13 protein-coding genes and 1 riboswitch are annotated in these 12,941 nt (G+C 48.7%); of the genes, 4 read left to right on the top strand and 9 right to left on the bottom strand.

Annotated features, from left to right (window positions below):
- Positions 1-73: 73 nt before the first annotated feature.
- On the bottom strand, positions 74-730 hold the full coding sequence (locus ACZ5EJ_RS00455; RefSeq protein WP_083331342.1) for a protein-L-isoaspartate O-methyltransferase family protein: 657 nt from the start codon (positions 728-730) through the stop codon (positions 74-76).
- Positions 731-796: 66 nt separating this feature from the next.
- Positions 797-903, top strand: a riboswitch (TPP riboswitch).
- A 32-nt stretch (positions 904-935) separates the two neighbouring features.
- Between ACZ5EJ_RS00455 and thiC the strand changes: the two genes are divergently transcribed.
- Together thiC and ACZ5EJ_RS00445 are read left to right on the top strand one after the other, a co-directional pair.
- Positions 936-2,834, top strand: coding sequence for a phosphomethylpyrimidine synthase ThiC (gene thiC / locus ACZ5EJ_RS00450; RefSeq protein WP_011633327.1), 1,899 nt, complete (start codon positions 936-938; stop codon positions 2,832-2,834).
- Positions 2,835-2,881: 47 nt separating this feature from the next.
- The gene (locus ACZ5EJ_RS00445; protein ID WP_011633326.1) at positions 2,882-3,703 is read left to right on the top strand and encodes an undecaprenyl-diphosphate phosphatase; all 822 of its coding nucleotides are present in this window, start codon (positions 2,882-2,884) and stop codon (positions 3,701-3,703) included.
- Between the two features lie 14 nt (positions 3,704-3,717).
- Here the strand turns inward: ACZ5EJ_RS00445 and ACZ5EJ_RS00440 are convergent, their stop codons facing one another.
- From ACZ5EJ_RS00440 to ACZ5EJ_RS00430, 3 genes are all read right to left on the bottom strand, one after another.
- Positions 3,718-4,170 (bottom strand): rhodanese-like domain-containing protein, encoded by a 453-nt coding sequence (locus ACZ5EJ_RS00440; RefSeq protein ID WP_074456001.1) that lies wholly within the window; start codon positions 4,168-4,170, stop codon positions 3,718-3,720.
- 77 nt (positions 4,171-4,247) lie between these two features.
- The gene (locus ACZ5EJ_RS00435) at positions 4,248-4,739 is read right to left on the bottom strand and encodes a peptidylprolyl isomerase (protein WP_011633324.1); all 492 of its coding nucleotides are present in this window, start codon (positions 4,737-4,739) and stop codon (positions 4,248-4,250) included.
- An 18-nt stretch (positions 4,740-4,757) separates the two neighbouring features.
- On the bottom strand, positions 4,758-5,399 hold the full coding sequence (locus tag ACZ5EJ_RS00430; RefSeq protein ID WP_011633323.1) for a peptidylprolyl isomerase: 642 nt from the start codon (positions 5,397-5,399) through the stop codon (positions 4,758-4,760).
- 121 nt (positions 5,400-5,520) lie between these two features.
- Between ACZ5EJ_RS00430 and cysS the strand changes: the two genes are divergently transcribed.
- Positions 5,521-6,924 carry a cysteine--tRNA ligase gene (gene cysS / locus ACZ5EJ_RS00425; RefSeq protein ID WP_074456002.1) on the top strand — a complete coding sequence of 468 codons (1,404 nt, stop codon included), beginning with the start codon at positions 5,521-5,523 and terminating at the stop codon, positions 6,922-6,924.
- 12 nt (positions 6,925-6,936) lie between these two features.
- Here cysS and ACZ5EJ_RS00420 read toward each other — a convergent pair whose 3' ends face one another.
- From ACZ5EJ_RS00420 to motA, 3 genes are read right to left on the bottom strand one after another with little or no spacing between them, the layout of a single operon-like run.
- Complete coding sequence (locus tag ACZ5EJ_RS00420; protein ID WP_256328316.1) at positions 6,937-7,725, bottom strand: class I SAM-dependent methyltransferase; 789 nt, start codon at positions 7,723-7,725, stop codon at positions 6,937-6,939.
- Positions 7,709-8,653: a flagellar motor protein MotB gene (gene motB / locus ACZ5EJ_RS00415; protein ID WP_074456004.1), complete on the bottom strand. Its 945-nt coding sequence runs from the start codon at positions 8,651-8,653 to the stop codon at positions 7,709-7,711. Before motB ends, ACZ5EJ_RS00420 begins: the two co-directional genes overlap by 17 nt.
- 42 nt (positions 8,654-8,695) lie before the next feature.
- Positions 8,696-9,556 (bottom strand): flagellar motor stator protein MotA, encoded by an 861-nt coding sequence (motA, locus tag ACZ5EJ_RS00410; protein WP_074456005.1) that lies wholly within the window; start codon positions 9,554-9,556, stop codon positions 8,696-8,698.
- A gap of 203 nt (positions 9,557-9,759) precedes the next feature.
- Here motA and ACZ5EJ_RS00405 point away from each other — a divergent pair, with 203 nt between their 5' ends.
- On the top strand, positions 9,760-10,347 hold the full coding sequence (locus ACZ5EJ_RS00405) for a guanine deaminase (RefSeq protein WP_074456006.1): 588 nt from the start codon (positions 9,760-9,762) through the stop codon (positions 10,345-10,347).
- Between the two features lie 18 nt (positions 10,348-10,365).
- Here ACZ5EJ_RS00405 and ACZ5EJ_RS00400 read toward each other — a convergent pair whose 3' ends face one another.
- Both ACZ5EJ_RS00400 and ACZ5EJ_RS00395 read right to left on the bottom strand, forming a co-directional pair.
- Positions 10,366-12,348, bottom strand: coding sequence for a polysaccharide biosynthesis protein (locus tag ACZ5EJ_RS00400; RefSeq protein ID WP_074456007.1), 1,983 nt, complete (start codon positions 12,346-12,348; stop codon positions 10,366-10,368).
- Positions 12,349-12,357: 9 nt separating this feature from the next.
- Positions 12,358-12,918: a sugar transferase gene (locus ACZ5EJ_RS00395; RefSeq protein WP_074456036.1), complete on the bottom strand. Its 561-nt coding sequence runs from the start codon at positions 12,916-12,918 to the stop codon at positions 12,358-12,360.
- Positions 12,919-12,941: the final 23 nt, after the last annotated feature.

The following is a 12,941-nucleotide window of genomic DNA, read 5'->3' as shown; positions in this document are numbered from 1 at the left end:
TTCGTGGTTTGATGATTGCCACTGAAGTTATCAGTACATTGGCTTTTATGAAGCGGTTAGCGGACACAGGGCTTCAAAAATGAAATTGCTCGCGCTGCAATGCATTTCTGAATGGCGCAGTACAGGTTTCAAACAAGCGGGTCGAACTATAGTTACCTGGTGTGGTACAGGTTACCAACATTGCCTCCATAACAGGCTCCTCACCAACTATGGCGAACAACCGGCCTCCCGGTGCCAGACTTTGCTGAAATGCCTCGGGCAGCACTGGTGTGGAAGCTGTCAGGACAATTACGTCATACGGACCGTGATCAGGCCAGCCGCGTGCAGCATCACCCTGCTCCAGTGTTATGTTGGTGATATCATGTGCCTGCAGATTAATACGCGCCATGGCATGCAGTTCCGGTACGATTTCCACACTATAAACATGTGCACCAAGTTTAGCCAACAGCGCAGTCATATACCCCGTTCCGGTACCAACCTCAAGGATCTTATCAGTTTTATTGATGTTCAATTCCTGCAGAATACGTGCCTCCATTTTGGGCGTTAGCATTACCGCATCATGCTCCAGCGGAATTTCCATATCCGTGAATGCCATAAAACGATAAGCTGCAGGTACAAATTCTTCACGCTTTATCTGATATAACAAGTCAAGAATATCCTGATTCAGAACATTCCAGGTCCGGACTTGTTGTTCCACCATATTGAAACGACTTTGTTCGAGGTTCATCATAGATCTAATTCTGTTATCAACGAAAGAATCGGGCTTGCAATTATTCCATATTTACTTTAGCTTGGCAGCTTTGGCTAGGGGTCCGCATTCGCAGAAAACTGGAATGTCGGTGAGACAGTCCCTTAATACCTGATGCGGATAACGCCGCCGGAGGGAAGCTGGGAGTAATTTCCCTGCTCCTTGCGGCTTTCTTAAGGAGCATAGCATGAAAATACCTGTTTCCAGACTGGAAAAATTCACCAGTGACAATGCACGGGTAGATACAGCTGCAATACAATCTCTCCCCAATTCACGCAAGATTTATATTCAAGGCTCCCGCGCAGATATCCGGGTACCGATGCGGGAAATCAGCCAGTCTGATACCAACACCAGCCAGGGAATCGAAAAAAACCCGCCCATCTGCGTCTACGATACTTCGGGCCCCTACTCGGATCCTGACACCAATATAGATATCCGCCACGGTCTGCTCCCTTTGCGTGAAAAATGGATTGAAGAGCGCGAAGATACAGAAGTTCTCTCGGGATTATCCTCAAGTTACAGTTTAAAACGGTTGCAAGATCCCGCTTTGACAGCAATGCGTTTTAATCTCACACGCCCGGTTCGTCGCGCCAAAGGGGGCAGCAATGTTACTCAAATGCATTACGCTAGGCGCGGCATTATTACACCGGAAATGGAATTCATCGCAATTCGGGAGAATCAGCGCAGAGAGCGTGTCACCGATCTGGCGAAAAGCGAGTTACTAACTCGACAACACCCCGGACAAAGTTTTGGTGCTGCGATTCAGGAATGGATCACCCCAGAATTTGTTCGTGATGAAGTAGCACGCGGGCGTGCCATTATTCCAGCCAACATCAATCATCCGGAAGCAGAACCCATGATTATCGGCCGTAATTTTCTGGTCAAAATCAATGCCAATATTGGTAATTCCGCACTGGGTTCCAGCATTCAGGACGAGGTGGAAAAAATGACCTGGGCGATTCGCTGGGGCGGTGATACGGTCATGGATCTCTCCACTGGAAAAAATATCCACGAAACACGCGAATGGATTATTCGCAACAGTCCAGTTCCAATTGGTACTGTACCAATTTATCAGGCACTGGAAAAAGTGGATGGCAAGGCCGAAGAACTAACCTGGGAAATTTTCCGCGATACGTTGATTGAACAGGCAGAACAAGGCGTGGATTACTTCACCATTCACGCCGGGGTACGTTTGCCTTTCGTTCCAATGACAGCCAAACGCATGACCGGTATCGTCTCTCGTGGCGGTTCCATCATGGCCAAATGGTGCCTGGCACATCACAAGGAAAGTTTCCTGTATACACATTTCGAAGATATCTGCGAAATCATGAAGGCCTATGACGTCAGCTTTTCCCTAGGAGACGGCTTACGTCCTGGCTCAATTTATGATGCCAATGATGAGGCACAATTCGCAGAATTAAAAACGCTGGGTGAACTGACAAAAATTGCGTGGAAACACGATATACAAACCATGATTGAAGGACCGGGGCATGTGCCCATGCACCTGATCCGGGAAAACATGGATCTGCAACTCGAACATTGTCATGAAGCACCTTTCTATACATTGGGGCCACTCACCACCGATATCGCACCTGGTTATGATCACATCACCTCGGCAATCGGCGCAGCCATGATCGGCTGGTATGGAACTGCCATGCTGTGCTACGTCACGCCCAAAGAACATCTTGGTCTACCGGACAAGGATGACGTCAAGGACGGGATCATTACCTATAAAATCGCCGCACATGCTGCTGATCTGGCTAAAGGACACCCAGGCGCACAGATTCGTGACAATGCACTGTCCAAGGCGCGTTTTGAGTTCCGCTGGAACGATCAATTCAATTTAAGCCTGGATCCAGATAAGGCCAGGCAATTTCATGACGAAACCCTGCCGCAGGAAGGTGCCAAGCTTGCCCACTTCTGCTCAATGTGCGGGCCCAATTTCTGCTCAATGAAAATTACCCAGGATGTGCGTGATTATGCTGCACAACAGGGTATTTCTGAAAATGAGGCGTTACAGGAAGGCATGGCCAAAAAAGCGGATGAATTCATTGAAAAAGGCGGTGAGATTTATAGAAAACTATGATCTTTCCTGGTGATTTCATTTGCTTAAACAATTCACATTAGGCCGCTATGGACTGGCTGATTCTCATCAAAGCATTTCTGCTTGGTATTGTTGAAGGACTGACCGAGTTTTTGCCAATCTCATCTACCGGACACCTAATACTGGCGGGCGATTTACTGGATTTTAATGACGATAAAGCTCAGGTTTTTACGGTAGCAATACAGCTGGGGGCGATTCTCTCCGTTTGTTGGGAATATCGTGCACGGCTAATAAATGTGGCCAGGGGGTGGGGCACCCGACGGGCAAATCGTTTCGTACTGAATCTGTGCGTTGCTTTCTTGCCAGCCGCAATACTGGGCTTGCTATTCATCAAAACGATAAAGTATTACTTATTCCACCCGCTGCCGGTTGCTATTGCATTGGTGACTGGCGGCGTGCTGATACTCTGGGCCGAGCGTCGGGAACACAGAATTGAGGTTGAAAATGTAGATGATATGAACTGGAAGCATGCGCTGAAAATTGGCTGCGCACAGTGTCTGGCACTGATCCCTGGCACCTCCCGTTCCGGCGCAACGATTATCGGTGGATTATTGTCCGGATTATCACGTAAAGCTGCTGCAGAATTTTCTTTCTTTCTGGCAATCCCAATCATGTTTGCTGCAACCTTCTATGATGTCTACAAACACCGGGAATTTTTACATAGCGATGATCTGGGAATGTTTGTGGTGGGATCAATCGCAGCTTTCATTAGCGCGTTAATTGCGATACGCGGGTTTATACGCTATGTCAGCCATCATGATTTCACCCTGTTTGCCTGGTACCGCATTGGTTTTGGCCTGATTGTATTGCTTACAGCCCATTTTGGCCTGATTAACTGGTCTGCAGGTTAATATTAAAGCCCTCTTTAGCCCTGAATCCACGGCAATCCAACGGCTTTCCAGCCGGATTGTCGCCCGCGGTGACCACTTTCATCCTTATCGCCTTCAAAACCTTCCAGAATGTTATAACACTCCGTAAAACCATTCTGGCTCAGAAGGGTTGCTGCCTGGTCAGACCGGCCACCACTGCGGCAGATGAACAGCAGGATGGCATCATCTGCAACCTGACCAGTAAGCTGTTCCAGAAAATCAGGATTGGGCTGCATTCCCGGGTAAGTCAGCAACTCGACTTCAATTGCCCCGGGAATACGCCCAACCCAGTCCAGTTCAGCTCGACAGCGCACATCCACAACTCTGGCTTCCGGCATGGATTGCAGCACCTTATGCGCCTCTGATGGCAACAGTGCTCCCCTGTAGCAAACACCCAACTCTTGCGCCCGATTTTGAGCTGTTTCCAGAATTTTATTGATCTCCATCATTTCTACTGAATTTCCATTTGTAAAACACAGGCCAAATTATTTTTGGTGCCAGACAAATTATTTATCAGAATTTTAGCTCAAGCCCGCTCAGCTTTTTCAATGATGACATCTTCCAGCGGTACATCCTGGTGTCCGGCAGAACGACCTGTTTTCACTTTCTTGATTGCATCCACCACTTCCTTGCCTTCCACAACCCGGCCAAATACACAGTAACCAAAACCTTGTGGCGTCATGCCAGTGTGATTCAAAAAACCGTTATTGGCAACGTTAATGAAAAACTGTGCAGTGGCAGAATGCACATCGGAAGTGCGAGCCATGGCAATTGTATAGGTCTCGTTACCAGAACCCAAAGCAGCTTCATTCTGAATAGGTGCCAAAGTTGATTTTTCTTTCATTCCCGGTGCATAACCACCACCTTGAATCATAAAACCATCGATAACACGATGAAACAAAGTGTTGTCGTAATGTCCGCTATCAACATAACGCAGGAAATTTTCGACAGTGACAGGCGTTTTATCGCTGTCAAGTTCCAAAGTAATGGCGCCGTAATTTGTATGTATTTTAACCATTTTAATTTTGTCCTGAGTTTACGGATTTTCGGAATTGGCAGAAGCCGGGAGCAATTTGACACTTTCAATAACGATCATGTTTTGTGGTACATCTCTGTTAAAAGGCCCATTTGCTCCGGTTGGCGTCCCGGCAATAGCATTAACAACATCCATGCCGGCTGTAACTTTACCAAAGACTGCGTAACCATACCCCTGCATGGTAGGAGCGGTGTAGTCAAGAAAATTATTGTTTGCGACATTAATAAAAAACTGTGACGAGGCAGAGTGTGGTTCATTGGTGCGCGCCATCGCAATCGTACCAAGTGTATTTTTAAGCCCGTTGGCAGCTTCATTTTCGACAGGCTGCCGGGTAGGCTTCTGTACGTAATTCTGATCGAATCCACCCCCTTGAATCATGAACTTGGCAATAACCCGATGAAAAATCGTGCCGGTATAGTAATCATCATTAACATAGTTCAGAAAATTCTTGACAGTCTTTGGCGCCTGATCGGCATAAAGCTCTATCTGTATCGCGCCAAGATTGGTTTTAATTTCAACCTTAGGATTAGCTGCAAAAACGGATGTTGCCAACATCGTCAGGCATAAGGTAAAGAAAAGCGTAGTGGAGGTAACTATTTTTATTGAACGAGCAGTATGCCGCTCAAAGGAGAAGATTATCATTATGCTATACTCACACGGTTTTGCCCCTGGTTCTGCCGGGCGGACGGTTATAAAGAAAAGTCCCTGATTTTATCAATAAAATAAGCACTTCTCACAACTATCTCTCTTGCATACGCCTCCGATGCTCAAAATTTACGATACGCTCACCCGCTCCAGACGCGAATTTATCCCTCTTACACCCGGGAAAGTCAAAATGTATGTGTGTGGCATGACTGTTTATGATCACTGCCATCTTGGACACGCTCGTGTATTGGTCGTATTTGACAGCGTAGTACGCTGGCTACAGACTCTTGACTACGAGGTGACTTATGTCCGCAATATCACTGACATCGACGACAAGATTATTCGCCGCGCGCTGGAAAACCATGAGCCGTTTGGAGCACTGACTGCCCGCTACATTCAAGCAATGGAAGAAGACGCTGCGGCATTGGGCATCATCAGTCCTTCTTTCGAGCCGCGCGCAACTGAATGCATCGAGAGTATGGTCACAATGATCGAATCATTACTGAGCAAAGGGCTCGCCTACGTAGCAAACAACGGCGATGTATTTTACGATGTACGCCGTTTCCCCGGCTATGGCAAGCTCTCGGGTAAATCACTCGATGATTTGCGTGCCGGTGAGCGCGTGGAGATCGATACCAACAAGCGGGATCCCTTGGATTTTGTGTTATGGAAAGCTGCCAAACCCGATGAACCCAGCTGGGATTCGCCGTGGGGCAAGGGACGCCCGGGCTGGCATATTGAATGCTCCGCCATGAGCGGACACTACCTGGGTGAGCGGTTTGATATCCATGGGGGCGGTCAGGATTTACAATTCCCGCATCACGAGAACGAAATCGCGCAAAGTGAAGGCGTCCACGGCCACCCCCATGTTAATTACTGGATGCACAACGGATTTGTGCGCGTAGACAATGAAAAAATGTCCAAATCGCTGGGTAATTTTTTCACTGTGCGGGAAGTGCTGGCACGCTACCAGCCCGAGGTAGTTCGTTTTTTCATTGTGCGGGCACACTATCGCAGCCCGCTCAATTATTCTGATGCCCACCTCAACGATGCCAGAAACGCACTGGAACGTCTCTACACAGCGCTGAAGAATCATGCGCCATCACAGACACAGGCAGCTGAAGAAGCAACTACTACGATTGACTGGGTAAATGATAGCTACGCTCAGCGTTTCATGGCAGCGATGAATGATGATTTCAACACACCAGAGGCAGTTGCGGTGCTGTTCGATCTGGCAAGCGAAGCAAACCGGACGGGCGATTCACACTATGCCAGTTTGCTCAAGGCTCTAGGTGGAATACTGGGTCTGTTACAGCAATCACCAAGGCAATATTTGCAACATCCCGCACACCCACAGAATGACCACCATTCCACAGAAGAAATTGAACGCATGATCCAGCAGCGATTACAGGCGCGCAAGGAGAAGAACTTTGCGCAGGCTGATGCACTGCGTCAGCAACTGGCCGAAGCCGGCATTATTCTGGAAGACGGTCCGCAAGGAACAACCTGGCGACGACAATAACGCAGAATTTCATCAAGGTATTTGCCAGATATAAAGTGCAGCACCACTGAAATCATCCAGCTGGATACACCGATCAGGCATGACGCCTGGAACAATAAAGGTGTTACTGATGAAAAGGCTGCCCGGACGCATTTCCCGGCATACTTTCTCCCATAAACGGGGCATGGGCACAGGGGAAAGATAGGCATATACCACATCGTATCCAGACAGATCATGCCGCCAGATACTTTCCCACTGAAACCGGCAATCCTGCCCGGATGGCATTGCTCTCAACTTACTGATCCAGCAGGGCAGCATGGCGGTCTCAATGCCGTGATAGCTGCCATGCGGCAACATCCGCGCCAATTTGCATACCAGCCCGCCACACCCCGAGCCCAGATCAATCAATTTGAAGTTGCAATCCTGCGGCAGCAATCCAGCCAGTGTATCAACCGCCTCCTGGCTAGACAAAAACAACGGCACCCGTGTGTGATGTATTCTTCCAAAAATTAGCATGAGTGTAATAAAACCAGCCAGATACCAGTCAGCAGACAGCTTCAGTGTTGATATCGCCGACAGCAGCGCCGGGAAAAAGAACAGATGAATAACCGCCTGCCAGACTGGCAAGCGCAACAGATAGAAACTCATGAGCGCAGCAATCACTCCCTGCAGCCAGATTGCGTGCAGCAGCGTGAGCGGCCACGGCAGAATTACCCCAAGCAAACATACAAGCAAAATACTGCCCGGCAGCACTACAAAGATCTTTTTCAGCAGTGATTCGGAAGCAGCACACCGATGAACAGTCTCAGTTGGATACGGCATTGTTTCCATCCACAATCTGCGGACTGACTTCTTCTTCACTATGGATGTTTACTTCACCCAGGCTTTCACGAGTAATGGCATCCTCGGCTTTTTTATTCATGACGATAATGCTGATCCGCCGGTTAAAAGGACTGAATGAATCTTCTTTATCAAACATCACCGCGGAAGACAGCCCGACCACTCGCAACATTTTCTCCGGATTCATTCCACCCGCGATCAGCTCACGCCGGGAAGCATTGGCACGATCCGCCGATAATTCCCAGTTACTGTAGCTTTTTTCACCGGAGGGATAGGGAGTCGCGTCAGTGTGGCCAGAAAGACTGATTTTATTGCCGACATCATTCAGCATCTTGCCGATTTCATGCAGAATCATTTTGGTATACGGCTGCAATTCTGCTTTTCCGATAGCAAACATCGGACGGTTTTTTTCATCAACAATCTGGATGCGTAAACCTTCCGAGGTAATATCGAGTAACAGCTGGCTCTTAAATTTATTAAGTACCGGATTACTGTTGATTGCATCTTCTATTTTGGCTTTGAGTTTTTCCAGTTGTTCCCGTTCAACACGATCCTGGAGAGTCTGCAGCGCATCCATATCAAGAGATTGCTTCAAGTCATCAAAATCGGATCGCCTCATCTGACCGATTCGCCGGCTCAGATCATCACCACCTCCTTTAATGACACTGGTACTGTCCCCGCTGCCATCTCCCCCAAGCAGCGCAACTTTTAAAGGCATCTTGAAATATTCAGAAATACCTTCCTTATCCCCCTGCGTAGTTGAACCCAACAACCACATTAACAGGAAAAAGGCCATCATGGCGGTAACGAAGTCAGCATAGGCAATTTTCCACGTGCCACCATAATGCGCTCCCGCTATCTTCTTGATGCGTTTGATGACGATTGGTTTTTGTGAAAAGTCCTCAGCCATTCGCGACCTCATACAGAAACAAAAAAACCCGGGAAAACAACATTACTTGGCCTTACTCTGTTTGACATGCTTCTCCAACTCGATAAACGATGGCCGTTCAGTGGAAAAGAGCACTTTCCTGCCAAACTCCACTGCCAGCGCCGGTGCATAGCCGTTAAGATTAGCCAGCAGCGTAACCTTGATGCACTCCAGCAACTTGCTTGATTCATGCAATCTCTGTTCCAGGCGACTGGCTAGAGGACTGACAAAACCATAGGCAAGCAAAATCCCAAGAAACGTCCCAACCAATGCCGCAGCAATCAATTTGCCCAGCTCTGCCGGTGGAATGCCGACTGACGCCATGGTATGCACCACACCCATCACGGCTGCCACAATTCCGAAAGCTGGGAGTGCATCCCCCATCTTGCCGATAACATGCACGGGCACTTCCCCTTCCTGGTGATGCGTTTCGATTTCACCATCCATCAGATTTTCAATTTCCAGGGGGTTAAGATTGCCACCAACCATCAGCCGCAGATAATCGGTAATGAATTCTATGGCATGATGATCCGACAGGATTTTGGGATATTTTGTGAACAACGGACTTTTAGCAGGATCATCCACATCCGCCTCAATCGACATCAGTCCTTCCTTGCGGATTTTGCCGAGCACTTCATAGAGCAGTGTCATCAGCTCCATGTAGACCACCTTGGTATATCGGGCACCCTGAAAAACACCAGGAAGCGCTTTGAAAGTAGCCTTGATTGCTTTGCCGGAATTACCGACGAAGAATGCACCCAGCGCGGCACCTGCAATCATGAGCAGCTCGACCGGCTGAAATAATGATCCCAGATGGCCGCCCGCTAGAGCAAATCCACCAAACACAGAGACAATGACAATAAGATATCCGATACTTACCAACATGACTGAAAAACCTTTTATGAATTTCAGACTTTATCGGCTGCTTGCGGGCTGACTTTAATCTGGTAACCACACCAGCTGGATATCAGGCCAGTACCAATGGCTTTCAGACAAAAAAATCAATTTTTATAACAATGAAGATTCGATTGTGCCGAAGTAACACTAAGCGCTACCCGCATTGATCGACAGTAGTGTAAAGTTGCCCTATGAGCATAAGCACTACATTGCACATCAAACTGCCAGCTTTCCTTGTACAGGCAAATATGGAGCCGCGCGTGCTGATTAAACCTGAAGCACGCATGAGTTATGTGCTTGAACTCATGCGTATCAATATAGCTACAGATGGTGGCCCCTTTGCTGCGGCGGTATTCGAGCGCGACAGCGGCTTGCTGATTGCAGCCGGTACCAACCGGGTGGTATCAAGCCACTGTTCCACTGCTCACGCCGAAATACTTGCGTTATCGCTGGCGCAGGCAAAACTGGGCAGCCACGATCTGAGCGCTGACGGTCTGCCTGCCTGTGAACTGGTAACCAGTGCCGAACCTTGTGTAATGTGCTTTGGTGCAGTGATCTGGTCCGGCGTACGCAGTTTGGTCTGTGCTGCACGCGGTGAGGATGTGGAGGCAATCGGTTTCGACGAAGGTCCTCGACCAGAGAACTGGATTGATGAATTGGAAATTCGCGGTATCATCGTGACAACTGATCTGTTGCGTGATACCGCCTGCACGCTCCTGCGCGACTACGTTGCCTGCAACGGCGTGATTTATAACGCACGCTGCGGAATACACAAATGAACAGCGAGTTACTTACTTTTATCCGGAAGTCCCCTTGCTGCCCAACTCCATTGCCCGTGCTTCGTCTTCCTGCGCAAGATACACCCAATCTACGATCTCCTGATTGGGGATATAACCAGGAACCAGTTGTGCCATCATCAACCGGATGACACCGACATCATTCACATTTAAAGCCATCTCCAAAGCACTCAGCTTACCTTCCAGCTCTGCCCAAGGAACAGAATCTTCATGCGCTCTCATAATCCTCGGATGGGAGGTCAGTTCCGGGTTATTCCCAATCAACAGCTCCTCATAAAGCTTTTCACCGGGGCGCAAACCGGTGATCTCAATTTCAATGTCACCTTCCAGATTCTGCTCATCTCTGACAGTCAAACCAGAAAGCTCAATCATGTGGCGTGCCAGATCCATAATCTTCACGGATTCTCCCATATCCAGCACAAACACCCCCCCGCCCCTGGCCATTGCCCCTGCCTGGATAACCAATTGAGCCGCTTCCGGAATTGTCATGAAATAGCGGGTAATCTCCGGATGAGTCAGCGTAATCGGACCCCCCTCCCGGATTTGCTGACGGAATTTCGGCACCACTGAGCCCGATGAACCCAGTACATTACCGAAACGCACCATGGAAAATCGGGTAGCGGAATTGTTATCGGCCAGAGCCTGTAATACCAGTTCTGCCAAGCGCTTGCTCGCACCCATGATATTGGTAGGTCGCACTGCCTTGTCTGTGCTGATCAGCACAAAATCCATCACACCATTTTCCTCGGCGGCCCGTGCCAGATGGAGCGTACCAAACACATTGTTCTTAATGCCTTCTGCCGGATTATGCTCCACCAGCGGCACATGCTTATAGGCAGCGGTATGATAGACAGTATCCGGGTGCCAAGTAGATATGATCTCCCGCATACGGCCCTCATCCTGTACTGATGCCAGCAGAGGCACCAACACAATATCACGGCCGGCAAGCTTCCCCTCCAGTTCCTCGTGAATCATATAAAGCGCAAATTCATTCTGTTCGACCAACAGTAACCTGATCGGCCCCACAACAAGAATCTGGCGGCAAAGCTCACTACCAATCGATCCACCCGCCCCCGTCACCAACACCACTTTACCCAGGATATTCTTCGCTAACAGAATATGATTCGGTGTTACCGGTTCACGCCCGAGCAGATCATCAATATCCAGTTCACGCAAATCTGTAATACCCACCTTACCCTGGATCAGATCAGTCACACTGGGCAATGTCCGTACCGAAACACGCGCATCACGAATCTGGCATAAAATTTCATTACGACGACGGCGTGAAACACCCGGCATTGCCAACAAGACATCGCTGATATTCAAGGTGGAAACCAGGGCCGTCAGATCACCCGGGTTATAGATAGGCAAACCATTGAGTACATGTCCATGCAAGCGATCATCATCATCCAGAAACCCCGCTATCTGTATTTCCGGACTATTGGCCATGGCTACTGCCAACTGACGACCTGTTCGGCCAACACCATAAATAAGTGCCCGGGGCCGGGAAATATGTCTCAAAATATTCTGGTACTGATCTCCTAGCCACACACGTGCCAGCGCACGCGATGCACCGACAAACAGGAGTAGCAGAATCGGCTGAATGATACCGATTGTTCGTGGAACACCTGACAGCCCGATAACCATAAAGATGGTGGCATAGATCAGCCCATAAATACTGATAGCACGTGCTACCGTCAATAACGCCGGCCAACCACTGTATCTGAAAATGGCACGATAAAGACCAGTAACAATAAAAATAGGCAGCGCCAGTACAACGGAGGTTACCGCTGCCCAAATGGCGCCCTCTGCCCATGGACCCTGCCTGGTAAAACTGACAAACTCACCCAAACGCAGGTAATAAGCCAGCCAGACTGTCAAAACACACAAACTGAAGTCTACAGAAAGGGCAATTAGCCGTTTCATCGTACGGGACAAGGTCAACACTGAGGGTGCAAACTGTCTGAAGTAATTTTTAACCATAAAACTTAATCAACCGGATTTTTCTCTTACACGATCCCCTGCACCACGACCTGTCGCTGTCAGTACAATGTACTTAAAATAATTCACCACCGACAACGTCTTGATCATCTGCCTATCAACCTCTGCCAGCAGCACAGGGGTAGACATATCAATACCCCGAATCTGCGCCAACCCTGTAATACCCGGACGCACATCAAAGACTCTCCGTTGCACTCGTTCTCCGATCAACTCAAGCTGATTTGGCAAGCAAGGCCGGGGGCCAACCAGGCTCATCTCCCCCTTGAGTACATTCCATAGTTGCGGCAGCTCATCCAGCTTAGTTTTTCGCAAAAAATTACCAAAAGAAGTAATAGCCGAGACATCCGCCAGATGCGTGGCAACAGAAGCCGTACCTGGCCGCATAGTACGAAATTTAACCAGGACAAATGGCTTCTGCTGTCTTCCTACCCTTATCTGCCGAAATAATGGTGATCGTGTATCGAACAACCCAACCACATAAAGAATCGCCAACAGCGGCAGGGTAACCAGAATACCCAAGACTGCCAGCACAATATCCAGTAAACGTAACATGATATCCCGGTTTACAGGTTCAC

The sequence above is a fragment of the Nitrosomonas sp. TNE100 genome (genome assembly GCF_055387135.1).
This window is presented reverse-complemented; position numbering and strand designations above follow the sequence as displayed.

Excerpts from the sequence above, each read along its gene's own strand:
- ACZ5EJ_RS00455 (WP_083331342.1), bottom strand. The coding sequence starts at position 730 with ATGATGAACCTCGAACAAAGTCGTTTCAATATGGTGGAACAACAAGTC.
- thiC (WP_011633327.1), top strand. The coding sequence starts at position 936 with ATGAAAATACCTGTTTCCAGACTGGAAAAATTCACCAGTGACAATGCA.
- ACZ5EJ_RS00445 (WP_011633326.1), top strand. The coding sequence starts at position 2,882 with ATGGACTGGCTGATTCTCATCAAAGCATTTCTGCTTGGTATTGTTGAA.
- ACZ5EJ_RS00440 (WP_074456001.1), bottom strand. The coding sequence starts at position 4,170 with ATGATGGAGATCAATAAAATTCTGGAAACAGCTCAAAATCGGGCGCAA.
- ACZ5EJ_RS00435 (WP_011633324.1), bottom strand. The coding sequence starts at position 4,739 with ATGGTTAAAATACATACAAATTACGGCGCCATTACTTTGGAACTTGAC.
- ACZ5EJ_RS00430 (WP_011633323.1), bottom strand. The coding sequence starts at position 5,399 with ATGATAATCTTCTCCTTTGAGCGGCATACTGCTCGTTCAATAAAAATA.
- cysS (WP_074456002.1), top strand. The coding sequence starts at position 5,521 with ATGCTCAAAATTTACGATACGCTCACCCGCTCCAGACGCGAATTTATC.
- ACZ5EJ_RS00420 (WP_256328316.1), bottom strand. The coding sequence starts at position 7,725 with ATGCCGTATCCAACTGAGACTGTTCATCGGTGTGCTGCTTCCGAATCA.
- motB (WP_074456004.1), bottom strand. The coding sequence starts at position 8,653 with ATGGCTGAGGACTTTTCACAAAAACCAATCGTCATCAAACGCATCAAG.
- motA (WP_074456005.1), bottom strand. The coding sequence starts at position 9,556 with ATGTTGGTAAGTATCGGATATCTTATTGTCATTGTCTCTGTGTTTGGT.
- ACZ5EJ_RS00405 (WP_074456006.1), top strand. The coding sequence starts at position 9,760 with ATGAGCATAAGCACTACATTGCACATCAAACTGCCAGCTTTCCTTGTA.
- ACZ5EJ_RS00400 (WP_074456007.1), bottom strand. The coding sequence starts at position 12,348 with ATGGTTAAAAATTACTTCAGACAGTTTGCACCCTCAGTGTTGACCTTG.
- ACZ5EJ_RS00395 (WP_074456036.1), bottom strand. The coding sequence starts at position 12,918 with ATGTTACGTTTACTGGATATTGTGCTGGCAGTCTTGGGTATTCTGGTT.